Here is a 25,529-nt window from a genome sequence, read left to right on the forward strand (position 1 = left end):
CAAAATTTCAAGTATTAAATTTTAAAATCATTAAATAAAAAAAGATGGCAAATTATTTCAATTCATTACCACTTAGATTACAATTAGAACAATTAGGCGTTTGCGAATTCATGGATCAATCAGAATTTACAAATGGTATAGCAGCATTAGCAGGAAAAAAAGTAGTTATCGTAGGTTGTGGAGCTCAAGGTTTGAACCAAGGTTTGAACATGAGAGATTCAGGTTTAGATATTTCTTACGCATTGCGTGCAGAAGCAATTGCTCAAAAAAGAGCTTCTTATATGAATGCTGCTGATAATGGTTTCAAAGTGGGAACGTATGAAGAATTAATTCCAACTGCTGATTTGGTTTGTAACCTTACTCCAGATAAACAACATACTGCTGTAGTAACAGCAATCATGCCTTTGATGAAAAACGGTTCAACATTAGCGTATTCTCATGGTTTCAATATTGTAGAAGAAGGAATGCAAATTCGTAAAGACATCACTGTAATTATGTGTGCTCCTAAATGTCCAGGATCTGAGGTTCGTGAAGAATATAAAAGAGGTTTTGGTGTACCAACTTTAATTGCAGTTCACCCTGAAAACAATCCAAACGGTGAAGGTTTTGAACAAGCAAAAGCGTATGCAGTTGCTACTGGAGGACATAGAGCAGGAGTTTTGAACTCTTCATTTGTTGCTGAAGTAAAATCGGATTTAATGGGAGAACAAACCATTCTTTGTGGAATGTTACAAACAGGTTCAATTTTATGTTTCGACAAAATGGTTGAAAAAGGAATCGAGCCAGCTTATGCTTCAAAATTAATTCAATACGGTTGGGAAACTATAACTGAAGCTTTGAAACATGGTGGAATTACAAATATGATGGATCGTCTTTCAAATCCTGCAAAAATCGAAGCTTATGAAATTTCGGAAGAATTGAAAGATATCATGCGTCCATTATTCCAAAAACATCAAGACGATATCATTTCTGGAGAATTTTCAAGAAACATGATGATTGACTGGGACAATAATGATGTTAATTTATTGACTTGGAGAGCTGCAACTGCAGAAACTAATTTTGAAAAAACGGCTCCAACAGCAGCTCATATTTCAGAGCAAGAATATTTTGACAATGGTGTTTTGATGATTGCTATGGTTAAAGCAGGTGTAGAATTGGCTTTCGAAACTATGACACAATCAGGAATTATTGAAGAATCAGCTTACTACGAATCTTTACATGAATTGCCTTTGATTGCTAATACAGTAGCAAGAAAAAAATTATATGAAATGAACAGAATCATTTCGGATACTGCAGAATACGGTTGTTATTTGTTTGATCATGCTTGTAAGCCTTTATTGGTTGATTTTATGAAAACGGTAGAAACAAACATAATTGGGAAACCATTCTCAACTTCTAATGGAGTAGATAATGCAGTACTTATTGCGGTAAATAAAAGTATTCGTCAACATCCTATTGAAGAAGTAGGAGAGTGGTTGAGAGAATCTATGACTGCAATGAAAAAAATAGGATAATAAAAATTAGGAATTACCACACAAGAGGGTGTGTTGGGATTTGCATTATATCATTTGAATCCATAATATTTTGAATTAGTAAGCACTTATTAAAAGAAAAGAGGATATAGATGCATATTACATTCACTTAACTTCCAACAAGCTGAGAGTTAAGTGAAGTAATTCCTTTATTTAAAATAGAATTAGAAACTACCTTTATATATTAAAATGTATTAAAGAGGTCTCTAATTGAAGTTGTAATAAAGCACTTTTTTTATTGCAAAAATTATTTGTTGTTAAATTTTGTTGAGATAAAAGGCGGGGTAGGAAATCTATCTCGCTTTTTTTGTTTGTATCAAAATTTCAAAAAAAAGTAAAAAACGAACAAGTTATCATTAAAAAGTTATTTTTTTTATTTAATATTTAAATTTCTATAGGAATTTATAATTTAAATAATTTTAAGAATAGCTTGAGATTTAATACTTTTATAAAAAATTAAAAAACATGAGCTACTATAAAATTGATAATTTAGAACAATATTTTAAACATTATAATAAATCAGTTCGTGAGCCCAGAAAATTTTGGGGCAAAATAGCAGAAGAAAATTTTACTTGGTACCAACAATGGGATAAAGTTGTCGATTTTAATATGGCTGAAGCCGAAGTAAAATGGTTTACGGAAGCTAAAGTGAATATGACCAAAAACTGTATCGACAGACATCTTGCTAAAAGAGGTGAAAAGTCGGCTATTATTTTTGAGCCAAATGACCCAACAGAAACTGCTTTACATATAACCTATAATGAATTACACCAACGCGTTTGTAAAATGGCAAACGTATTGCGAGAACAAGGCATAAAAAAAGGAGATCGTGTTTGTATTTATTTACCAATGATTCCTGAACTTGCCATAACAACTTTGGCTTGTGCCAGAATTGGAGCTATCCATTCGGTTGTTTTTGCAGGATTCTCGGCTTCGGCAGTTGCAACAAGAATTAACGATAGCGAATGTAAAATGGTCATCACGTCAGATGGTGGTTATCGTGGAAATAAAACTATTGATTTAAAAGGAATAATTGATGAAGCATTGACAAATTGCCCTTCTGTTTCAAATGTTTTGGTAGTTAAAAGAACGAATACTAATATAGAGATGAAAGAAGGTCGTGACCAATGGTTGCAACCGCTTTTAGACGAAGCTTCAGATAACAATGTCGCTGAAATTATGGATGCCGAAGATCCTTTATTTATTCTTTATACTTCTGGTTCAACCGGAAAACCAAAAGGAATGGTACATACTACAGCAGGATATATGGTTTATACTGCTTACACGTTTAAAAATGTTTTTAATCATGAAGAAAATGACATTTTTTGGTGTACCGCTGATATAGGTTGGATTACTGGACATTCGTATGCTTTATATGGTCCATTATTGAATGGTGGGACAACCGTTATTTTTGAAGGCGTTCCTTCTTATCCTGATTTTAGTCGTTTCTGGGAAATTATCGAAAAACATAAAGTTACCCAGTTTTACACTGCACCAACGGCTATTCGTGCTTTAGCAAAAGAAAGCTTAGAATATGTACAAAAATTCCCTTTAAAATCATTAAAAGTAATCGGTTCAGTAGGGGAGCCAATTAATGAAGAAGCTTGGCACTGGTATAATGACCATGTTGGAGATAAAAGATGTCCCGTTGTTGATACGTGGTGGCAAACTGAAACGGGTGGAATTATGATTTCTCCAATCGCTTTTGTGACGCCAACTAAACCAACTTATGCTACTTTGCCATTACCAGGGATTCAACCGGTATTAATGGACGAAAAACGAAATGAAATAGAAGGTAATCAAGTGGTAGGTAGTTTGTGTATTAAATTTCCATGGCCAGGAATTGCGAGAACAATTTGGGGCAATCACCAGCGATATATAGATACTTATTTTTCTACTTTTCCAGGAAAATATTTCACTGGAGATGGTGCTTTGCGTGATGAAGTGGGCTATTACAGAATTACAGGTCGTGTAGATGATGTTGTTATTGTTTCAGGACACAATTTAGGAACAGCACCTATTGAAGACGCTATTAATGAGCATCCTGCAGTTGCTGAATCAGCCATTGTAGGTTTCCCTCATGATGTAAAAGGAAATGCATTATACGGTTTTGTTATTCTAAAAGAAACTGGAGAAACAAGAAATAAAGAAAATCTTATCAAAGAAATAAATCAGCATATATCAGATCATATCGGTCCAATTGCTAAGTTAGATAAAATTCAATTTGTTTCCGGTTTACCAAAAACCCGTTCCGGAAAAATCATGCGTAGAATTTTACGTAAAATAGCCGAAGGAGATTATTCGAATTTTGGAGATACTACAACATTATTAAATCCTGAAATTGTAGAAGAAATAAAAGAAGGAAAATTGTAAATTAAAAAAAAGCTGTTTGTAATCAAACAGCTTTTTTTTTCGCCTTAATTCTAATACAACATTCAACATTTCTTGATAAAAAACAATAATTAATTATGTAAGTTTTTTATTAAATATCATAACTACATTAATAAACAAATCCATAAATTTACTTCAGTATGAAAAATAAGGAAGTCTTAATTATTGGTGGCGGTTTAGCAGGTTTGACAGCTGCAATTCATTTATCCAAAATTGGATTTCAAGTTACTGTTGTAGAAAAAAATAAATTTCCAAAACATAAAGTTTGTGGAGAATATATTTCCAATGAAGTTTTACCTTATCTTAATTGGCTTGATTTAAAAATAGCTGATTTACATCCTACATCGATTATAAAACTTGAGCTTTCGACAGTTAAAGGAAAGACAATTAATAGTACTTTGCCTCTTGGTGGATTTGGAATTAGCCGTTATTCACTTGATGAATATTTATATAAAAAAGCAATTGTAAATGGTTGCAAAATTATTCAGGATTTAGTTGAAGGAATAGTTTTTGAGGATGATACATTTACCGTTACAACTTCAAATAAAACTATTTTAAAAGCTAAAATTGTAATTGGAGCTTTTGGTAAACGCTCTATTATTGATCAAAAACTAAATCGTAATTTTATTCAGAAGAAATCACCATGGCTGGCTGTCAAAGGCCATTATTCAGGACATTTTCCCAGTGATTTGGTTGGATTGCATAACTTTAAAGGTGGTTATTGTGGTGTTTCAAAAGTAGAAGATGATGTTATTAATATTTGTTATTTAGCAGATTACGAAACTTTCAAGAAGTTTAAAAACGTTGAAGAATATCAAAATAAAGTAGTTTCTCAAAACCCACATTTAAAAACAATTTTCGAAAAAAGTGACTTGCTTTTCGAAAAACCATTAACAATAAGCCAAATTTCATTCGAAAAAAAACAAGCTGTTGAAAATCATATTTTGATGATTGGAGATACTGCCGGACTAATTCATCCTTTGTGTGGAAATGGAATGGCAATGGCTATTCATAGTGCTAAAATTGTTTCTGAATTAGTGGAGAAATATTGCAATGATGAAATCAAGTCCAGAAACGAATTAGAAAAAAAATACATTAAGGAGTGGCGTTCTAATTTTAGTCAAAGATTAAAAATAGGGAGATTTTTAGCTAATCTTTTGCAAAAGCAAAAACTCTCAGGTATATTAATGCGTATATTGATTGCATTTCCGTTTTTATTGCCGAAAATTATAAAAAAAACGCATGGAAAACCTATAATTTTAAGCTCATAAATGTTTATAAACACCAAATACAGAACGGACGAACCTGAAACCATGGATGATTTTGCTATGGAAGGAGAAATCTTACGGGATGCCTTAGACAAAATTGCACAAATCAATCGGCTTTTAGGCGGAAACCTATTAACTTTACGAGGTGTTCAGGATTTGATTAAGGATATTTCAAAATCAAATGAAATAAGAATTGTTGATGTAGGTTGTGGTAATGGAGACATGTTACGCACATTGGCGGATTTTGGATTAAAAAATAATCTTAAATTTCAATTAATTGGTATTGATGCTAATAATTTCACGATCAATCATGCGCAAAAATTATCTAAAAAATATTCTAATATATCGTACCAATGTGAAGATATATTTGATAAACCTTTTCAAGAATTAAAATATGATATTGTACTGTGTACTTTGACCTTACATCATTTTAAAAACAATGAAATAGTCCATTTATTGAACGTGTTTAATACCAATTCGAATGTTGGAATTGTTATAAATGATTTACAAAGGAGTTCAGTAGCTTATCGGTTATTTCAGGCATTATGTTTTGTTTTTCGATTAAATGATATGTCACGGGAAGATGGATTAATTTCAATTTTAAGAGGTTTTAAAAAAGAAGAATTGATTCATTTCTCTCAAAAATTAAATTTTAACAACTATAAAATTCATTGGAAATGGGCTTTTCGCTACCAGTGGATAATTTCGAAAATATGAGTGTAAAAATAAAAACCGTTGCAAAACAATTACCGAAGTACTCCAGAACAACGGAAGAAATTATTCCATTTTTGGATGCCTGGTTAGTAGGACAAGACGAACGTTTCATCAGAAAAGTAAAGAAAATTTTTGAAGGTGCTGCAGTTGATAAACGGTATTCTATTATGGATCCAATTGAAGTCTTCACGAAAACTTCTTTTGAGGAAAGAAATGATATTTATGTTCGGGAGGTAATTGATTTAGGTGAAAAAGTATTAGAAAAAGCATTGAAAAAGGCCAATTGGAATCCCGAAGATTTAGATTACATTATTACGGTAAGTTGTACTGGAATTATGATTCCGTCATTGGATGCTTATTTGATTAATAAATTAAAATTACGTCAAGACATAGTTAGGCTTCCAGTAACTGAAATGGGTTGTGCCGCCGGGATTTCGGGAATTATTTATGCTAAAAATTTCTTGCAGGCTAATCCTGGAAAACGGGCTGCAGTTATTGCAGTTGAAAGCCCAACAGCAACATTTCAATTAGATGATTTTTCGATGGCCAATATTGTAAGCGCAGCTATTTTTGGTGATGGTGCAGCTTGCGTTTTGCTTTCTTCCCATCAGGATGACGAAGGTCCAGAAATTCTAGCTGAAGAAATGTATCATTTTTATGATAACATTCAGATGATGGGTTTTAAGCTCACGAACTCTGGTTTACAAATGGTATTGGATATTGAAGTTCCTGAAACTATTGCGTCACATTTTCCGGATATCATTAATCCATTTTTAGAAAAGAATACCGAAACTATTGAAACTATTGATCATTTAGTTTTTCATCCTGGTGGAAAAAAAATTGTTCAAACGGTTGAACGTTTATTTTCTGATTTAGGAAAAAACATTGACGACACAAAAGAAGTGTTACGATTGTATGGAAACATGTCAAGTGCGACTGTTTTGTATGTTTTAGAACGAATTATGGACAGCAAACCTAAAAAAGGAGAGAAAGGATTAATGTTGAGTTTTGGTCCGGGATTTTCGGCGCAACGTGTTTTATTGCAGTTTTAGTCACTTAAGACCCAAATAGGGGAATAAAAAACTATGAGAAAAGAAGAAATCATATCAAAATTACCCTATTCTAAACCTTTTCTGTTTGTTGATGAAATAATCAATGTCAATGAAAATGGAGTTGAAGGTTCTTATACATTTGATGAAACGTTAGATTTTTATAAAGGTCATTTTAAAGACAATCCAGTAACCCCAGGGGTGATTTTAACCGAAGTTATGGCACAAATAGGGTTAGTTTGTTTGGGTATTTTTTTGTTAAATGATACATTAAATAAAACTACTTCAATTGCTTTAACATCAGTAGAAATAGAATTTTTGAAACCTGTTTTCCCAAATGAAAAAGTAATAGTGATTTCAGAAAAAATATATTTTAGATTTGGAAAATTAAAATGTAAAGTGAAAATGATAAATGAAAAAGGAAAAGACGTTTGTATGGGAACCATAGCAGGAATGATAGTTTAAGATTGAAAATTAGATTAAAAAAAATCAGCAGAAACTGAAATAAATTCAGCATAAATGGAAAAACGTGTCGTAATTACAGGACTTGGTGTTGTTGCTCCAAATGGAGTAGGACTTGACGCTTTTACTCATGCCATAAAAAATGGAATTTCGGGAATTAAACATGATTCTGAATTAGAAAGACTGCAGTTTTCTTGTCAGATTGCTGGAAAACCTGAAATTTCCACTGAATTAGCATTGCAGTATTTTTCGGAATTAGAGTTAAGAAATTTCAATTCAACGGGAATTTTATATGGTGTAATTGCAGGAATTGATGCTTGGAAAGATGCGGGTTTATCATTAGAAATTAATGAAGAACCGGATTGGGATAGCGGAACTATTTTTGGAACAGGAACTTCCGGAATTGATAAATTTCGTGAAAGTATTTATAAAATTGATGATTTTCAAACCCGAAGATTAGGAAGTACAGCTGTGGCACAAACGATGAATAGCGGTGTGAGTGCTTATTTAGGAGGAAAATTAGGATTAGGAAATCAAGTCACTACCAATTCTTCGGCATGTACAACAGGAACCGAAAGTATTCTTATGGCCTATGAGCGGATAAAATCAGGACAGGCAAAACGCATTTTAGCAGGAAGTACAAGTGATTCTGGACCCTATATTTGGGGAGGATTTGACGCTATGAAAGTCTGTACATTCAAACATAATAAAAGTCCGGAACAAGGCTCAAGACCTATGAGTGAGAGTGCTTCTGGATTTGTTCCGGGAAGTGGAGCAGGGGCTTTAGTCTTGGAAGATTTAGAAAGTGCATTGGCTCGAGGTGCTAAAATCTACGCAGAAATTTTGGGAGGAAATATAAATTCTGGAGGTCAACGCGGATTAGGAAGTATGACTGCTCCAAATCCGAGAGCCGTTCAAAAATGTATTAAAAAGGCTATTGAAAGTGCTGGAATTTCAGCTAATGACATTGACGCTATAAACGGTCATTTGACAGCCACATCCAAAGATAGTTTAGAGATTCAGAATTGGAGTGAAGCTTTGGACAGAAAAGGAAAAGATTTCCCCTATATAAACTCCTTGAAATCAATGGTAGGACATTGTTTGTCAGCAGCGGGAAGTATAGAAAGTGTTGCCTCAGTATTGCAATTAAAAGAAGGATTTGTTTTTCCCAATATCAATTGTGAAGATTTGAATTCCGAAATTACGTCACTAATTGACGAATCAAGAATTCCGATACGATTGATTGAAAAAGAGATAAATATTATTGCCAAAGCCAGTTTTGGTTTTGGAGATGTGAACGGTTGTGTAATTTTTAAAAGATATTAATCCCATCCCCAGCCCTTCCCAAAGGGAAGGGAGCCGAAACCGAAAATATAAGTGTTAATTTTATAAAACCTATTTAGAAATTACCCTAATTAAAAATAAACAAACTATGGATAAACAAGAAATAATTGAGAAATTAAAAAATATTATTAAGCCTTATGTTCAAAATCAAGAGGCTTTTGATAATCTTACGGAGAACACAGATTTTATTAACGATTTAAAAATCAATTCCGCTAATTTAGTTGACGTGATTTTAGATATTGAAGAAGAATTTAATCTTATAATTGATAATGAATCCATGGAAAAAATGCTTGATTTAAAAGCAGCTATGACGATAATTGAAACTAAACTAGCTGAAAAGTGATTGGCAATGATATTGTAGATTTGGCTTTAGCACGAAAAGAAAGCAACTGGAAACGGAAAGGCTTTTTAGATAAAATCTTCACTCAAAATGAGCAATTATTAATTTCGAATGCTATAAATCCTGAAGTACTGGTTTGGAATTTATGGTCAAGAAAGGAAGCGGCTTACAAAATCTACAATAGAGAATCAGGAATCCGAGCATATTTACCTTTACAATTAGAGTGTCATTATGAGAATGAAACTTTGGGGACAGTTACTTGTAATGGAAATACGTATTTCACACAAACAATTATTTCAGAGGAATTTATTCACTCTATTGCAGTTGCAAAAAAAGAATATTTTAATGCAATTAAGGCTTTAAATTTGGAAGTTGAAATCAGTAAAATAAATGGAATTCCTTTTATAATTGATAGTCAAACCCAAAAAGCCAATCCAGTTTCGATTAGTCATCATGGGCGTTTTTGGAAAGGTATAAAGTTGTTCTGCTAATTAGATCTTTTAAAGATTTCAATTACTGAATCTGGGAATCAATTACTTTATCCCCAATCTAGATTTTAATTTTAAAAAAAGTAAAGCAATTTTGTATGCATCCTCAGAAGATGAATTTCTGTCACTTTTTGGAATTTTATAAATATCACATAATTCGTCCAGAGAAAATTGTCGATCATTAATATCTTGAAGTTTTCGATACATTACATCAACATCTAAAGCTTCATTTTTTAATCGGCTGCAATCTAATCTTTCAAGGGCTGCGTTAATCATTTCTACATCAAAATCGATATGATGTCCCACTAAAACAGCGTTTCCTATAAAATCTATTAAAGACTGTATAGCTTCAGATTCTCCAAGCTTTTTCATTTTACTTTCAACTATAAATTCATTTGAAAGTCCGTTATCGTGCAAAAATTTATATTGCAATAAAACAGTTTCAAAACTATCTCCAATAATGATACTATTATTGACTACCGCAAAAGAACCAATTGACAATATAACATCTTTAACGGGGTTTAAGCCTGATGTTTCAGTTGATAAAATAACAAAACGGTTCGATTTTTTTTCAAATTTTGAAACATACGTTTTCCAAAATTCAGGGTGTTCTTTATTAATATTTTTAAGCCAGTCTAGCATAGTTATGAAAATTGTGTAAGTTGAAATTTACTTTTAATTAACTCTTCCAATTCTTTCATTGGAGCAAAAGCATTTTTCAATTTCTCTTTATCAATTTTTGATAATTCGTTCAAATTTATAAACTGACCCGAATTGTCATTTTTTAAACCCTCTAATGCTCTGAATTTTGATAATGTCAAAAAGGCTTCTGCACAATTAAGATAAATCTCTGCATTTTTGGCATCAGTAATCGCTAATTGTTTGAATCGTAAGTAGGTATTGTTAATTCCTTTTACATTGAAGTTTAGAATAAACAAACGGGCTCCATCTATCAGTGGCATTAATGCACGCGTCTTTATATCAAATTTATCTTTATTAGGACCTTCCTCTTCAACTATGAATTTTTTGAAAAAACTTAAAGGAGAATTTTTCTTTAGCGCATCATTTCCTAAGAAATCAAAAAACAGTGTGTTGTTTTGTGCATTTTTGAAAACAATATTACCAATAGCTTCTTCGATTTTTTGTTCTCCAAAAGCAATTTCATAATCAAAAAATATACTGCTTAAATCATTACTGTTTTCACCTGGAGTATTCATCCAGCTGTTGTATTGTTTTGTCCAGTCAGTCAGGGATTTACACCAAAGCATATTGCTTCCCATGTGTCCATTAGGACATAATTCATAACCTACTTTTTCCAGAGTTGCGGTTGTTTTTTTTCCTAATTTAAGAAAATAATCTTTCACATCTCTATATTTATCCGGCGTGACATCTTCAAAAATTAAAATACTATCCTGATCTGTTAATAATAGTTGTTCTTTTCGTCCCTGACTACCAATACTTAACCAAGCAAAACGAGCAGGAGGGGAGCCTAAATCTAAAATAGATAATTCGACAGAACGTTTAATTATTGCCATATTAATTTCGCTGGCAATATTATTTACATGAGAAAGAGGAATATTTTTATGAATTGAATTTTGAATAAGATCTGAAAGGCGCTCCCGTATTTGTTTTAAATCTTTGGGAGCCTGAGAACGTTTTATTTCTTTTATTAATACACCGGGATTACTGGCTTGTGCAACAATTAAATCTCTTTCGGAAATAATCCCTTTTATTGAAGACTGATTAGTCCCGTCTTGTGTAACGCATAAATGAGTGACATTGTGCTTTAACATCAGTAATTGTGCTTCTGCAAGAGAAACATTTTCTAAAACTGTTATGACAGGGGAAGACATTATTTTATCTACTGAAATTGTTATTGGAAATCGACCAGTAGCAATTTTTGAACGCATATCAGTATCAGTAACAATACCAACAGGAATTGTGTTATCGCATACAATAATATTGTTCATTAAGGTTTCAGTCATGAGTTGTGCAACATCCTGAACAATAGTGTTTTTTGTTGTAATTAAAGGGGAATTGTTATACGATAAAGACTGAAAGTATTGCATTTCTGATTGCTGATCTGAATAGAAAACATTGTCAGAAATAAGTTTTCCGTTTAGATTTTCTTTGTCTTTTGGATTTCGTGTATTAGTAGCAAAACTCTCTAATAAAAAGTTCAAAACTTCAGAATTATTAGCGACAAAAGGACGGAAAGTAGCTATAGGTATGGCGTAAATAATACTTTCTTCTCTGGCTTTAGCAGTCATCATATAGTTGTTTTTGGCAAAAAACGGACGTAAACCAAAAATATCTCCTTCATGACATTTGTTTAATAATGTTTCTTCAGCATCAGCTATAACTGATAAATTGATAACTCCCGAAGCTACAACGTAAAAGCTATCGTGTAAAACATCATTAATTTGAAACAATACTTTATGTTTTTCTAAATTTACCACGCGAATACTTGTAGCAATTTCAGATAATTCTTGAAAAGTCAAGTGATTAAATGGTGGATATTCCTTTAAAAAATCAGCAATGTGCTCAGCAATTGTATTCATATTTTTTGGCAAATAAATAAAGTATTGTTTGTAAAAATAATAAATTAAACAATTATAATACTGTCAATGATGTAGTAAAACAAATAAATTATACAATCCTTATTTTTTTCTTAAAATTAGTAAGAATTTATATAAATTAAATAAAGTTATTTTAAGTTTGTAATCATAACTAAAACATTTTAAATCATGAGATTACTTAAAAAAATACCCTTTTTAGCCTTTGCATTATTGTTTGTTAATTTTTTAAATGCTCAAGAGAAAGCAAGCCCGGCGGCTGTTGCAACAGGGAAAATTAATGGTGCTACAATTAGTATAAATTATAGCAGTCCTTCAGTTAAGGGAAGACAAATTTGGGGTGGATTAGTGCCATTTAATGAGGTTTGGCGTGCTGGAGCAAATGAAGCAACCACTTTTGAAACTGATAAAGAACTTACTATTGAAGGATCAAAATTACCTGCAGGGAAATATTCTTTTTTTGTTATACCAAATGAAAAAGAATGTGTTATCATTTTTAATAAAGAAGCTAAACAATGGGGAGCTTATAAAGATAAAGAAGATCAACTAAGAGTTACAGTAAAACAAAAAGTTGCAAATGCAACAGCTGAGAAATTAGTTTACACAATAAATAAAGATAACATTGTTTTAAGCTGGGAAAATTGGAACATACCATTTTCAGTTAAATAATTTGTTCTAAAGTATTATAATAAAAAAAGCATTACTGAAAGTTAATGCTTTTTTTATTTAATAGCAATTGTTAGCTTTAGATGCTTTATTAAAATTCTATTTTACATAATATAAATTATAATGCAATTTTGTGGGTATAATCTTAACCTATAAAAATGTCACTAAAAAGAAGTTCTTTAGAAAAATTTATTACTTGTGGTACTTGAAAAATTGTGAATAAGTTAAATTTTGGCATTATCTTTGAAATAATTTTATAAATATTTAACCTACAAAAAAATCATTATGAAAAAAATTACCTTGTTACTTATTATGCTTACCGCTTTTTGTTATGCTCAAGATAAACCAGATGGAACTACTTTAGAGGAATATAATTATATGACTAAAGGTTATAAAATTCAAATATCTTCTGGTCTTGATGTAAAAAGAGGCTATCGCATTGATGACGTTACAAGCTATCCTACTCCCTTATATGATTTTAAATTCAAATCTTTAGTTCGTGAGAAAGATGGTGTTTCTGCTGGTTTAATTCTTATAGCAACTTCTAAAATGTGGAGTAATGTTTATTATTTGGCTATTCCTATTAATAATGCTGATTTAATGAAGTCCTTTAATAAAGATGTTGACCTATGGGATGAATCAATGACTACAGCATACTCTGAGGCTTCGACTTTTTTAATGTCTGAGCTTTTTAGGATTTATTCGACACCCAAATCCGTAAAATAAAAGCTAATAAATAATTATTATAATTTTTCGAATAAATTTAAGTGCTTTGTCTACAGTTTTTAATTTTAAAAGAAACGAACAATATCATTAACTGTTCGTTTCTTTTATAATGAAAAATTCTAATTAAACTACTGCGTCTACAATTACGTTAGCCTTTTCAATTACACTCTTTTTAGATGATTTATAAGTGCTATAACCATATAAAGTAACAACAGCCAAACAGATTAAAGGTAAAATAAACGAAAAATTTACTTCAGGAATAAATCCAAAAATTTTCAAATCTGAAAACCCAGGTCCTCCCCAATCTAATATACTTGCTTGCAATAATGGCATTAATGCTCCACCTACAATTGCCATAACCAAACCTGAAGATCCAATTTTAGCTTCATCTCCCATATCTTTTAAAGCAATCCCATAGATTGTAGGAAACATAATTGACATGAAAATTGATACTGAAATTAATGAAATCAATCCAGGTATTCCTTGTAATAGTATTGCTCCAGATACACAAATCATTCCTCCAACACCAAAATATATTAGCATTTTTGAAGGATTTATATTTTTCATCATAGCTGTACCTATCCATCTTCCTGATAAAAATAATAACATTGCTCCAATATTGTAGTTTGTTGCAGTTATATGTAGTCCAAATGTATGATTGATATTATCAACATATTGGTACATAAAAGTCCAACATAATATTTGTGCACCTACGTAAAATGCTTGCGCAATTACTCCATTTTTATAATTTTTGTTAGCTAATAATTTTTTGAATGATTCAGATATAGACATTTTTTCTTCATGAACCGTTTTTGGCATTTTAGTAAAGATGATAATAATCAAAATGGCTAATACAAAAATTCCTAATCCGATATAAGGAATGCTAATAATATTTAAATCATGTTCTCTAATAGATGCTAATTCACCTGAAGATAAGGCTTTGAATGTTTCCGGCGTATAACTATTTGATTTTATGCTTCCAATAACCAATTGCTGTGCCAACACTAATCCTGTTATAGCTCCAATTGGATTGAATGCTTGAGCTAAATTTAAACGTTGTGTTGCCGTTTCGTTGTTGCCTAAGAATAAAATCAAAGGATTTGATGTTGTCTCCAAAAAGGCCAAACCACAAGTAATTACCCAAAGTGAAACAAGAAAAAAAGTATAATTTTGATAATGAGCTGCAGGATAAAACAAAAAGGCTCCAGTTGCATATAAAATAAGGCCTAATATAATTCCTGATTTGTAACTGTATTTTCTAATAAAAAGTGCAGCTGGAAAAGCCATAAAAAAGTAACCAAAATAGAACGCCATTTGAACAAATGATGCCTGCAAATTGGAGAGTTCAGGCATTACCTTTTTAAAAGTAGATACCATCGGAGCTGTTAATTCATTTGCTATTCCCCAAAGGGCAAATAATATGGTTATTATGATAAATTGAAAGACTAATTCTTTGCTGACTATGGGAATTTTTTTGAATTGATTCATGGTTAAGTTTAATTAATTGTTTGAAATGTGTTTGATTTTTTTACATCAGAATTAGTGTGTTCAAAACCACATAAAAAATCCTCTATTTCTGATTGCAGAATTACTGGATTGGCACCTTCGTTTTGAGCGACAATAGCGCCTACAGCACTAGCAAAATTAATTGCATATTGAGGGTCTTCTCCATTGAGCAACATTATGATTAATGAAGCTAAAAAAGAATCTCCAGAACCCACAGTATCGACTACATTTACTTTGAAGCCACAATTATGATAAAAAGTGTCATTACAATATAATACTGCTCCATGAGATCCTAAAGTAACACAGACCGTATCAGTGTTGGTTTCCTTTGCAATAAATTTAATATTTTGCTCTAATGACTTTTTATTTGAATTTAAATCCTCGCAAATTTCATTTAACTCATCATCATTAAACTTTATAAAATCAGCTGCATGCAATAAATCCAAAACATTTTTCTTGGTATAATGCGGCACTCTTAAATTTACATCAAATATTTTATATTTCGCAACAGCTAAAAGTTGTTCCAGCGTATTTCTGGAAACCGAATCTCTAGAAGATAAACTTCCATAAACAAAAAAGTCTGCTGCTTCAACTATTGAAATATTCTCGTTTGAACTTTCAATTTTGTCCCATGCTGATGGATAATTGATATCATACGAAGCATTTCCTTTTTCATTCAAAATAACGTTGACTAAACCTGTTGGATAAGTATTCTTTACTTGAACGGCATCGGTGTTAATACCCGAAAGACTTAAATAATCTATTAACTCTTTCCCGTTCGTATCTTTCCCTACTCCACTGATAACGGAAACCTCCCCTCCTAGCGAATTTAGTCTTGAAGCTACATTTAGTGGTGCTCCGCCAATTTTTTTGTGTTCAAGAAATACATCAAAAAGGATTTCTCCAAAACAAACACCGTTTAATTTTTTTTTCATTTTTTTTGCGATTTTTTGTGTAAAACAATATATTTAGGTAATTAATTTGGGTATTATTTAATGATTAAGGATACCATTTATCGACCATTTTTCTCATAAATTCAAGGCTGCCTTTAGCAAGATCTTCCGAATTGTATTTTGAAGGTCTCCACAAAGAAGTTGGACCTACTAGTTCTTTAATTTGTGAAGAAAAATTTTCAAGAACTAATGGACCTTGATAGTTAATTACTGCCAAAGCTTTAAAAAAATCATCCCAATGTACGTTGCCTTCGCCAGTCATACCACGATCGCTTTCGGTTATATGTACGTGTTTCAATTTGTTTCCTGCACGAATAATGGGGTCATAAAAATTCCTTTCTTCAATATTCATATGAAAAGTATCTAGATGCAATCCAATATTATTTGTTCCAATAGCTTCAATCAGATCTAAAACTTCATCTGCAGCTGTAAATACATAGCTTTCGTACCGATTAATTGGTTCGGGAGCAATTGTGATGTTGCGCTTGTTGGCATAATCTGCGACTTCGGTAAATACTTGTTGAAGGATTGTCTTTTCTTCTTTTGTACAAGGATTTCCTGTAAATGTTCCAATGGAAGAATGCAATACACCTCCTAAAAAATCACCATCCATTTCAGCCACTTTATCAACAGCTGATTTTATAAGCGATGTGGCTTGGTCTGGATATAAAGGAATGTGACAGTTCGCTGGTAAATTCAACGTACAACGCCCTAAAATACCTTTGTTGTCAAGTAGTTTCTTTGTTGTTTTAGCATCGAAATCTAATGAAGTCGGTAAAATAATTTCAAGCATATCAAAACCATATTCCGCAGTTTTTTCTATTGCAAAACGACCTCCTTCGGCACTCCATTTGGGGATAAATGATAAAATTGTTGTTCCAAATATTGGCATATTTATATAATTTTAAATTTATTTTTATTTTACAGATTCCTAATTTTTAAAATAACCACCATTCTGTTTTTACTCCAATATATGAACCCCAACTTTTTTGGTTCACTTGTAAATAAGGAGAATAATTATGATCACGGGCGTAATCGTTGTAGTGAGCCAGCGTGTAAACAAGACGAATGTGAGGACGACTCCAAGGGTCTTTTTTGCCTAATGGTACAATGGTTGGAGCAAAAGAAAATTTCCACATATTGGCTTCTGGATTATCTCCATCTTTTCGTACGGCATAATGTACTTCTTCAATTAAGTGCAACCACTTTGTTATATAAAAGAAACTTCTGAAGCCCACTACAAAATCTGTTTTTTGGTTATACAATTGATTTCCGTTGAAGTATTCGTCAGTATTTGTACTGGCAGAACCCCCTTTACTTTTTGTAAAAACACCATATCCATTGATACTGAATTTTTGTGAAAGGTTTAGCAGAAAATGTTCCACCATTGTAAAGGAATACGCATTACTATATTTTCCCTCTGAATCTGGCGCACCATAGGTTGCCCAAGTAAAAGTGTTTCCGTTATCACCTCCATTTGCAATTCCGGAACCATATCGAACAGAAAACTGATTGAAAGAACCCGGTAAAGCTGTTTTTAGCGGATTATTATATTTAATTCCAGCTACCCAGCCATTATCGGATGGATAATTTTTAGAAGCATTTTTTGAGTTGGCAGAAACATAATGAAATTCACCTAAAAGTTTAATTACATTATCATTTTTCAAGTGAATACTGTGTTCTCCAATCCAAACCATGCGTTGGCGAATAGCAGGATTTGTTGCGCCAGCAACGGTAACTTGATAATTATAAGGATAAACACCGGTTGAATCAGATGAAGCTGGCATCAACAGGGTTAGTTCCGTATTTTTATGACTTACGCCAAATCCTTGCGCTGAATGATCATCAAAATAAAAATAATCACTGATGTGAATATCATCGTAGCGGCGAAAACGAGATCCTACCCAAGCAGACCATTTGCTTCCCATAATATTTCTTGCTTCGATATAAGCTTCGGGAAGGATAAAAGTCAAACCATTATTGGAACGGGTACTTACATTACCTACAAACTGTCCGTTGGCGGAATACATTCCTAAACGCATCTGGAAAGTCACGTTTGTACTGTCTTTTCCAATAATCTTAGGAGTGAAATGTATCGCTGGTAATATATCGATATAGTCAGCCTGCTCCATGCGTCCTCCTAACGAACCTTGACCAGACAGATTCAAAGGTTTCCACATATTTCCTTCGCCATTTGGAGAAAGACCAACTCCGATGCGACCCGTTGTACCTAATAAAAAATTTGAATTAGTTATTACGACTTGTGAATATGTCTGTATGGATGCTATTGAGAAAAAAAGTATAAAAATTGCTTTTTGCATTAGGCGTATATTAAAAAATTTAGTGTTAAAAAGGTTTGTTAAGTGTTTCAAAAGTTGATTAAACGTTTGGTAGATTTATTAAATAGTTTCTTTTTTAGTGCTTCTGATGTATTTGATACTCTTGTTGATTTGTTGCATAAAATTTGGACTTTTAATTTATATTATCGATTTTTAATATTAAGCGTCATTTTGAATATTATTTTTCAAATGTATTATATTTTTTTAATTTATAATAAAAAATATCAAATAAATATTTATTTACATCATTTTTAAGTCTAATTATATGATTTTTTAATAAATATTAATTATTTTGTTATGTATTTAATATAACGTTATAATGACGTTTATTGTTAAAATTGAAGTATATTATGCTAAATATATTATTACAAATAAATCATTAGTTTTGTAGTATTAAAAGGTTGTGTAAAACCGTACAATCTTTCAAAAAACTAATTATATTCTTTGTTATCTTATGATGCCTCAAATAATTCCAAATATATCTGTAGACTGCGTCGTTTTTGGGTTTGACGCAAATACAAAATCACTAAACGTATTATTGATAAAACGTTATTTAGAATCTAAAGAAAATCACGAACCACTGGTTAACGATTATGTTCTAACAGGATATCATACGTTCGAGAATGAAACTATAGATGATACTGCTACTAGAGTCTTGAAGGAGTTGACAGGACTTGATAATGTATATAAAAAACAATTTAAAGTTTTTGGAGACCCAAATCGATTGATGAATGAAAAAGATGTTATTTGGGCAAAAAATGAAAATTTTAATCAACGGACGATAACCATAGCCTATTATTTTTTATTGAAAACGCAAGAAGTTACTTTAGAAAATAATCAACATAATCCGCAATGGTTTCCTGTGAATGATTTACCGGAATTAGGATTTGACCACAGGGATATTATCAATGAAGCGTATGCCGATTTAAAGGAAAAAGCATTGTACAAACCTATCATTTTTGAACTTTTACCAGATAAATTTACCTTCAAAGAATTACAGGATACCTATGAATCTATACTAGGAAATGGAATCGATAATCGGAATTTTAGGAGAAAACTGCTAACAAAGAAATACATAATTGAGCTGGATGAAAAACAAGTGGGAGTTTCAAAAAGACCTTCTCAACTTTTTATGTTTAGTAAAGATGTTTATCAAAAAATATATAAAGAAACATACTTAATCAATATTTAAAAACCTCCTGGATTGTGATTATTTGGAATAAAAAATATTTGTAACAAAAAAAGTCGGTTCAATCTATAAATAGATTGAACCGACTTTTTTTAATTATTTTTTCAACAAATATCTAACTATTTAATTTAATGAAACTTCTCGTTTAATTATTATAAATCAATCAGGTATGCCATAGAAAAATTAAAATAACTAGTATTTTTCAAATTAGATTCCTCCCCTATTGGAGTGGGGAAATTAATATTATAACCTAGTTGAAAATCAAAAGAATTAGCACTAAATTCTAAAGGTAAACTTAGCTGTGTATTTATGAGACCAAAAACATTATTTTTTGTAATATCTGTAATTAATTGCCCGTTTTGAACGTAACTTCTAGCAAGTTCAATAGTTTGATCACCAGCTATAATACTTATTTGTGGCTTCAAATCTAACTGCGTTTTTTTTGTTTTTAATAGTTTAAAGGTAATATAACTAGTTGAAGCTACCTGAAATGATTGCTCATTTCCAAACAAATAGGATCCTGATAACTGTGTCCCTAAAGTTTTTTTCTTATTTCGAATACCTATCCCTAAACTAATATCATTGCTGAAAGCATTATCAAGACCATTATTGTAAAAATATCTTGTATAAGATGCATAATATTTAAATGTCTTTTCTTTACCAAAACTTTTTCCATAACCTAAGGTTGCAGTGGTTAAATCCCATTTTGGTTCAAACTCACTGTAGTAAATCCCAGAAATGTTTGCATAAATTCCTGAGGAATGTAGATAGGTTATTTTTGGACTTACATTATATTGTTTGATCCCAATATCGCGTCCCGAAAAATAAGTATCGTTATTATAATTTACTGAAAGATATAAAAATTGATACTTCGTGAATGAAGCCAAAACATCATCTATAATTTGATCTTTTTCAAAAAAGCTATCAATTACATCATTTGTCTGTTTGTCTTTAGTTGATGTCTCTTGAGAAAAAGAAATAAACACTCCTGAAAGGCATAAAAATAGGGCTGGATATTTTTTCATTTAGATATAAAATTAAAAAGTAAGTGATTGAAAAATTCAACCACTTACTTGTATTATAAAATATAAAATAAATTTAATTTCGTCTTACATTACGGCCTCTTGACTCTTTTGCCGCTTCACTAATTTTCACACCATTTTGAGCATGTATTTGTTGACGTTGTTCACTAGTTAGTGTGTTTCTAAATTCTTCTTTAAGAGCTTTAGCACTTTCTCTATTTTCAGCTAAAATATTTTTTTGAGCTTCTGTAAATGTCTTTACTAAAGCTGCATGTTGTTGTTCTTTACTCAAAGACGGATCAGCTAAAATAGCTTGTTGTTCTGCTGTAAGGGAAGCTTTGAATGCTTCTCTGTTAGCTGTCATTAAATCACGTTGTTCTTGTACTAGTTTTTGTTGTTCAGTTGTAAAAGTAGTGATTGTAGTACTTTTTTGAGCTTCAACATTAGAAATTCCTAAAAAAAGCATAAATGCGATTGCCGTAATTGTTTTTAATGATTTCATCTTTAATTTTTTTTATTGATATTAATATATTTGTTTTTTGAACGTTCTTTTGGTTAGACCCAAACTTTTTAAAAAAGTTTTAAACTTTTAGTAAAATAATCTAATTTTAGATGTCTTCTAACATATAGTTGACTACATATTCATCAATTTCTGCATCTTCAACAAATAGTGATTTCACTAAAACATCATTCTCTTTAAGCATAATGTTTTTAGTATTTAATTTGTCATCTTTCAATCCCGGATTAGTATCTGATAATACTAAAGGAGAATTTCCAGTTTCCAGTCGATGGATAGTATCGGATACAGCTATTGGAATTTGATTCATCTTTGAATAAGAATATTGGTTATAAATCTTTAAACCAAAAAACAAAGCGATAGCAGCTGCCATTGTCAATATTATTCTTTTTCTATAAAGAAGAATTAGCTTTGGTTGTTTTTTATTTAAAACCGTATTCAAAATTTCATTTTTAGATTGTGAAAAATAATCTTCCGGTATTTTTAACCCTAAATCTTCTTTATGAATCGTAGTTAATTTTTCATCATTCAATTGATGCGATTTTAAATCTTCGTTTTTATTTAGTTCCATGATATTAGTAAATAATTTTAGAATATGGATTTTTATTTTTTAATTAGACCTCTTTTACGGGTAAAAGTTCAATATTTGAAATGTTCATTTCAATATGTTTTACGGAATTATAGTATGACGTTTTTAATGTTCCTTCCTTTATTCCCAAAATATCAGCTATTTCCCGAAATTTTAAATCATCATAATATTTCATATTAAATATTTGCCTTTGTTTTTCAGGTAATTCTGAAAGAATACTTTGTAATTTTAACTGAAGTTCATTTCCTTCAAAAAAAGAATCCTCTATCAAATTGTCCAGATATTTTCTATTTACATCATCTATTGAAATATGATTTTTATTTTGGTTTTGTTCTAAAAAACGAAGAGATTCATTATACGCAATTTTATGCATCCAAGTATATAAAGAACTTTGTTGCGAGAAATTGGGCAAGCTTTTATATATTCTTATAAAAGTATTTTGCATTACATCATCTGCATTTTCATGAGTAACAACTAATTTTCGGATATGCCAATACAACCTCACTTGATAAAGTTCAAGTAATTGTTTGAAAGCTTCATCTTTTTGATTATCACTAATTAACTTACCTATGAAATCTGCTTCGTTAGCCAATATTTAATTAATTTAAATTTTAATATTTCTCCAAAGGAGTAGTTAAACTTCTTTTTTATAATTATTAGACCCTTAAAGTTGAATAAAGTTTGGACTGATTAAAACTATTTTTCAAAAATTAAAAATAATTACAATTCATAGATCTTTTTTAATAAAAATTCTTCATGCTATTATTTTAGAGTTAAATATTTAACCCATATAAATTTATCAAATCTAATTGTAAAATCAACCAATAAAACAACTCTTAAATATTTACCTTTGCAAAAAATTAAAAAAAGCAATTTGATGACCAATAAATCAATCACAAAAACAAAATATATAAAATTAATCCTAATTTTAGGGTCATTAACAGCGCTTGGTCCTTTTTCAATTGACATGTATTTGCCTGGTTTTGCTGGAATTGCAAAAGACTTGAATACTTCGGTTGCTAATGTTTCCATGACATTGTCGAGTTATTTTATCGGGATTTCCGCAGGACAATTACTTTATGGGCCATTATTAGACCGTTTTGGCAGAAAAAAGCCTTTATTTATAGGATTGTTAGTTTACATTGTAGCATCATTAGGTTGTGTTTTTGTAACAGATATTGATACATTTATTGGTTTACGTTTTATTCAGGCTATAGGCAGTTGTGCAGCAACAGTAGCTTCAGTTTCTATGGTTCGGGATTTATTTCCTGTCAAAGATATTCCTAAAGTATTCTCTTTATTGATGCTAGTTGTTGGGCTTTCACCAATGTTAGCACCTACAATTGGAGGTTATATAACAGCTGATTATGGTTGGCATACTGTCTTTTTTATATTAATGTGTATGGGCGTTTTAATTCTTTTGGCGGCTCAAACGGGCTTACCAAATACTTTTAAACCGGACACTTCAATTTCATTAAAACCAAGACCAATTATTACAAACTTTATCAGTATTGTTAAAGAGCCTCAGTTTTATACGTATGCGTTTACAGGAGCTATCGCTTTCTCAGGGTTGTTTACTTATGTAGCTGCTTCTCCGATTCTATTCATGGATATTTTCAAAGTGGATGCTAAAACCTACGGATGGATATTTGCTTTTATGTCGTTAAGTTTTATAGGCGCCAGTCAACTTAATTCATTATTATTGAGAAAATTCACCAGTGAGAAAATGATTTATGGTGCATTAATTACACAATCAATCGTCAGTATTTTATTCCTCATTTTGGCAATGAATGGTTTTTTGGGTTTATATGAAACCATTGCTATGCTATTCTTATTCTTAGGTTGTTTAGGCATATCAAATCCAAATACAGCAGGACTTACGCTTGCTCCTTTCTCAAGAAATGCGGGAAGTGCTTCGGCTTTAATGGGCGCTATTCAGTTAGGATTGGGAGCTTTGGCATCTTTTGCAGTGGGGGTTTTTGTAAAAGATTCTATGTTACCTATGGTTATAATTATGACCGTTACAACAATTTTGGCACTAATCATTTTGATTTTTGGAAAACGAACCATAAAAAAAACTATTGCAACTTCTCATGATGAAGGAATTGCAATAGTTCATTAATTAAGGGTTTAATCTATTCTTGTTTTGCGTCTGATTTTACTTTTTTATCAGGTCTGATAATCATACGCAAAGATTGATCTTTTGCAAAATAAGCAATCATCCAATTGAAGAATGTTTTTATTCTGTTACGATACGTTATCAATGAAATGAGGTGAATGAATAGCCATATTACCCAGGCAAAAAATCCTTTGAAATGCATTTTGGGTTTAGGTAAATCAACTACAGCCTTATTTTTCCCTATAATAGCCATAGATCCTTTATCGTTATATTTGAAGGGTTTTAATGGCTTGTTTAGATTCATTGACTTAAAGTTATTTGCTAAATTTATTCCTTGTTGAATAGCGACTTGTGCCACTTGAGGATGTCCATTAGGAAAATCTGCATCTGTAAGTTGGATACAAGTATCTCCTATAGCGAAGATATTTTCAGTACCATTAACTTTATTAAAAGCATCGGTAGCCATTCTTTTTCCGCGACCATAACTTTCAGTTGGAATTCCTTCGAAAACTTTTGCCGAAACTCCTGCAGCCCAAATTAAATTTTTGGTTTGAATCGTTTCGCCATTAGAGAAATACACCGTATCATCAATATAATCAGTAACCGTATTATTTAATTTTACTACAACGCCTAATTTTGTTAGCGCTTCCAGTGTGTCTTCCTGGGAAGCTTTACTCATTGGCGATAATACGGCATTGGCTCCATCAACCAGATAGATATTACTGGCAGTAGTGCTTAATTCAGGATATTCTTTTAGCAAAATATTTTTACGCATCTCAGCAAACATTCCTGAAACTTCAACACCTGTAGGACCGCCACCGGCAACTACAATGGTTAACAGTTTTCTACGTTCGCGGATATCTTTGCAAATGGCAGCTTTTTCTAAATTTTTAAGCAATGTATTACGCATCACAATGGCATCATTCAGCGTTTTCATTGGAATAGCATTTTTCTTTACGTTTTCCATTCCAAAATAACTCGTTTCAGCACCTGTGGCGAAAACTAAGTAATCGTATGTTAATTCCCCATTGTTAAGAATAATTTTATTTTCTGAAGGGTTTACTTTTAATAAATTTCCCAGACGGAATTGCAGATTTTTTTTACCGGAAAAAAATTTTCGGAAAGGGTAACTGATACTGGAGGGTTCTAAAAAAGCGGTAGCAACCTGATAAATAAGTGGTGGAAAGAAATTATAATTGTTTTTGTCTACGAGCGTTACATTGACTCCTTTTTCATTTACTAATTCTTTAGCAAGATTTAATCCTGCAAATCCTCCTCCGATGATAACAATTTCCATATAATGATTTTAATATAGTTTTATAAAAATAATTGTTATAAAATTACAAAAATTATAGAGGAGACTCGAATAATAAGTATTAAAAATGGGTTAAAAAAGCAGCGATTTTACTAGTGTTTTCGGGGTTTTTTTATTTTATTCTCAACGAAAACGATAGCGTTGAAAAGCTTGATAGTGTCTGTTTTGTTTTTGTTAAGCAGAAGTATCCTTTTTTATTTAAACACAAAATTCTCTAATGTACTATAAAATTGAGTGGTGCATATTAATTCATTTCCGTAGTCAATTTTTATTAGTTTTCTCTTTTTTTAATTGGGTCGAGCGATATAGATTTAAAAGGTTTTTCCAGAATTGATCTACATGTTCTACCGATAAGAAAATCATTGTATTGTTTATCCAATTTTAAATATAGATTTTTTACAAAAAAAAACCATTGCATTACTTT

Annotated in this window: 24 protein-coding genes; 13 read left to right on the forward strand and 11 right to left on the reverse strand. The window is 31.2% G+C overall.

Annotated elements, in window-relative coordinates; genetic code table 11:
- The first annotated feature begins 44 nt into the window (after window positions 1–44).
- The 9 genes from ilvC (at window position 45) to OA85_RS03425 (ending at window position 9,591) form a co-directional block, all read left to right on the forward strand.
- Entirely contained in the window at window positions 45–1,514 is a 1,470-nt protein-coding gene (gene ilvC / locus OA85_RS03385; RefSeq protein ID WP_039108089.1) for a ketol-acid reductoisomerase, read from the forward strand.
- 483 nt (window positions 1,515–1,997) lie between these two features.
- A complete protein-coding gene (gene acs / locus OA85_RS03390; RefSeq protein WP_039108090.1) occupies window positions 1,998–3,905 on the forward strand; it encodes an acetate--CoA ligase in 1,908 nt (635 codons plus the stop codon).
- Between the two features lie 158 nt (window positions 3,906–4,063).
- Window positions 4,064–5,194 (forward strand): NAD(P)/FAD-dependent oxidoreductase, encoded by a 1,131-nt coding sequence (locus tag OA85_RS03395; RefSeq protein WP_039108091.1) that lies wholly within the window; start codon window positions 4,064–4,066, stop codon window positions 5,192–5,194.
- Window positions 5,195–5,908, forward strand: coding sequence for a methyltransferase domain-containing protein (locus tag OA85_RS03400; RefSeq protein ID WP_039108092.1), 714 nt, complete (start codon window positions 5,195–5,197; stop codon window positions 5,906–5,908).
- Entirely contained in the window at window positions 5,905–6,957 is a 1,053-nt protein-coding gene (locus OA85_RS03405) for a type III polyketide synthase (protein ID WP_039108093.1), read from the forward strand. The genes OA85_RS03400 and OA85_RS03405 overlap by 4 nt, the downstream gene beginning before the upstream one ends.
- 33 nt (window positions 6,958–6,990) lie before the next feature.
- Complete coding sequence (locus tag OA85_RS03410) at window positions 6,991–7,419, forward strand: 3-hydroxyacyl-ACP dehydratase FabZ family protein (protein WP_039108094.1); 429 nt, start codon at window positions 6,991–6,993, stop codon at window positions 7,417–7,419.
- Between the two features lie 54 nt (window positions 7,420–7,473).
- The gene (locus OA85_RS03415) at window positions 7,474–8,742 is read left to right on the forward strand and encodes a beta-ketoacyl synthase (RefSeq protein WP_039108095.1); all 1,269 of its coding nucleotides are present in this window, start codon (window positions 7,474–7,476) and stop codon (window positions 8,740–8,742) included.
- A gap of 106 nt (window positions 8,743–8,848) precedes the next feature.
- Entirely contained in the window at window positions 8,849–9,103 is a 255-nt protein-coding gene (locus OA85_RS03420; RefSeq protein ID WP_039108096.1) for an acyl carrier protein, read from the forward strand.
- Entirely contained in the window at window positions 9,100–9,591 is a 492-nt protein-coding gene (locus OA85_RS03425) for a 4'-phosphopantetheinyl transferase superfamily protein (RefSeq protein ID WP_039108097.1), read from the forward strand. Before OA85_RS03420 ends, OA85_RS03425 begins: the two co-directional genes overlap by 4 nt.
- 42 nt (window positions 9,592–9,633) lie before the next feature.
- Here OA85_RS03425 and OA85_RS03430 read toward each other — a convergent pair whose 3' ends face one another.
- Complete coding sequence (locus OA85_RS03430; RefSeq protein ID WP_039108098.1) at window positions 9,634–10,230, reverse strand: PolC-type DNA polymerase III; 597 nt, start codon at window positions 10,228–10,230, stop codon at window positions 9,634–9,636.
- Window positions 10,231–10,232: 2 nt separating this feature from the next.
- Window positions 10,233–12,149: a DUF294 nucleotidyltransferase-like domain-containing protein gene (locus tag OA85_RS03435; RefSeq protein WP_039108099.1), complete on the reverse strand. Its 1,917-nt coding sequence runs from the start codon at window positions 12,147–12,149 to the stop codon at window positions 10,233–10,235.
- 186 nt (window positions 12,150–12,335) lie between these two features.
- Between OA85_RS03435 and OA85_RS03440 the strand changes: the two genes are divergently transcribed.
- Window positions 12,336–12,833, forward strand: a complete 498-nt coding sequence (locus OA85_RS03440; protein ID WP_039108100.1) for a DUF2911 domain-containing protein — start codon at window positions 12,336–12,338, stop codon at window positions 12,831–12,833.
- A gap of 297 nt (window positions 12,834–13,130) precedes the next feature.
- Window positions 13,131–13,556 (forward strand): hypothetical protein, encoded by a 426-nt coding sequence (locus OA85_RS03445; protein WP_156129406.1) that lies wholly within the window; start codon window positions 13,131–13,133, stop codon window positions 13,554–13,556.
- A gap of 123 nt (window positions 13,557–13,679) precedes the next feature.
- On the opposite strand, the gene fucP is transcribed toward OA85_RS03445, so the two are convergent.
- The 4 genes from fucP to OA85_RS03465 form a co-directional block, all read right to left on the reverse strand.
- Window positions 13,680–15,044: an L-fucose:H+ symporter permease gene (fucP, locus tag OA85_RS03450; protein ID WP_039108102.1), complete on the reverse strand. Its 1,365-nt coding sequence runs from the start codon at window positions 15,042–15,044 to the stop codon at window positions 13,680–13,682.
- An 8-nt stretch (window positions 15,045–15,052) separates the two neighbouring features.
- Window positions 15,053–15,997 carry a carbohydrate kinase gene (locus OA85_RS03455; protein ID WP_039108103.1) on the reverse strand — a complete coding sequence of 315 codons (945 nt, stop codon included), beginning with the start codon at window positions 15,995–15,997 and terminating at the stop codon, window positions 15,053–15,055.
- 64 nt (window positions 15,998–16,061) lie between these two features.
- Window positions 16,062–16,907, reverse strand: a complete 846-nt coding sequence (locus OA85_RS03460) for a sugar phosphate isomerase/epimerase (RefSeq protein ID WP_039108104.1) — start codon at window positions 16,905–16,907, stop codon at window positions 16,062–16,064.
- A 46-nt stretch (window positions 16,908–16,953) separates the two neighbouring features.
- Complete coding sequence (locus OA85_RS03465) at window positions 16,954–18,336, reverse strand: carbohydrate porin (protein ID WP_039108105.1); 1,383 nt, start codon at window positions 18,334–18,336, stop codon at window positions 16,954–16,956.
- Window positions 18,337–18,808: 472 nt separating this feature from the next.
- Between OA85_RS03465 and OA85_RS03475 the strand changes: the two genes are divergently transcribed.
- On the forward strand, window positions 18,809–19,546 hold the full coding sequence (locus OA85_RS03475) for an NUDIX domain-containing protein (protein ID WP_039108107.1): 738 nt from the start codon (window positions 18,809–18,811) through the stop codon (window positions 19,544–19,546).
- 149 nt (window positions 19,547–19,695) lie between these two features.
- Here OA85_RS03475 and OA85_RS03480 read toward each other — a convergent pair whose 3' ends face one another.
- From OA85_RS03480 to OA85_RS03495, 4 genes are all read right to left on the reverse strand, one after another.
- Complete coding sequence (locus tag OA85_RS03480) at window positions 19,696–20,568, reverse strand: hypothetical protein (RefSeq protein ID WP_039108108.1); 873 nt, start codon at window positions 20,566–20,568, stop codon at window positions 19,696–19,698.
- A 73-nt stretch (window positions 20,569–20,641) separates the two neighbouring features.
- On the reverse strand, window positions 20,642–21,067 hold the full coding sequence (locus OA85_RS03485; protein ID WP_039108109.1) for a hypothetical protein: 426 nt from the start codon (window positions 21,065–21,067) through the stop codon (window positions 20,642–20,644).
- A 106-nt stretch (window positions 21,068–21,173) separates the two neighbouring features.
- Window positions 21,174–21,653, reverse strand: coding sequence for a hypothetical protein (locus OA85_RS03490; protein ID WP_039108110.1), 480 nt, complete (start codon window positions 21,651–21,653; stop codon window positions 21,174–21,176).
- A 43-nt stretch (window positions 21,654–21,696) separates the two neighbouring features.
- A complete protein-coding gene (locus OA85_RS03495; protein ID WP_039108111.1) occupies window positions 21,697–22,263 on the reverse strand; it encodes an RNA polymerase sigma factor in 567 nt (188 codons plus the stop codon).
- A gap of 300 nt (window positions 22,264–22,563) precedes the next feature.
- On the opposite strand from OA85_RS03495, the gene OA85_RS03500 reads away from it, so the two are divergent.
- Window positions 22,564–23,793 (forward strand): multidrug effflux MFS transporter, encoded by a 1,230-nt coding sequence (locus OA85_RS03500; RefSeq protein WP_039109334.1) that lies wholly within the window; start codon window positions 22,564–22,566, stop codon window positions 23,791–23,793.
- A gap of 13 nt (window positions 23,794–23,806) precedes the next feature.
- Here OA85_RS03500 and OA85_RS03505 read toward each other — a convergent pair whose 3' ends face one another.
- Complete coding sequence (locus OA85_RS03505) at window positions 23,807–25,087, reverse strand: NAD(P)/FAD-dependent oxidoreductase (protein ID WP_039108112.1); 1,281 nt, start codon at window positions 25,085–25,087, stop codon at window positions 23,807–23,809.
- Window positions 25,088–25,529: the final 442 nt, after the last annotated feature.

It is taken from the genome of Flavobacterium sp. AED (assembly GCF_000812945.1).
Taxonomy (GTDB): domain Bacteria; phylum Bacteroidota; class Bacteroidia; order Flavobacteriales; family Flavobacteriaceae; genus Flavobacterium.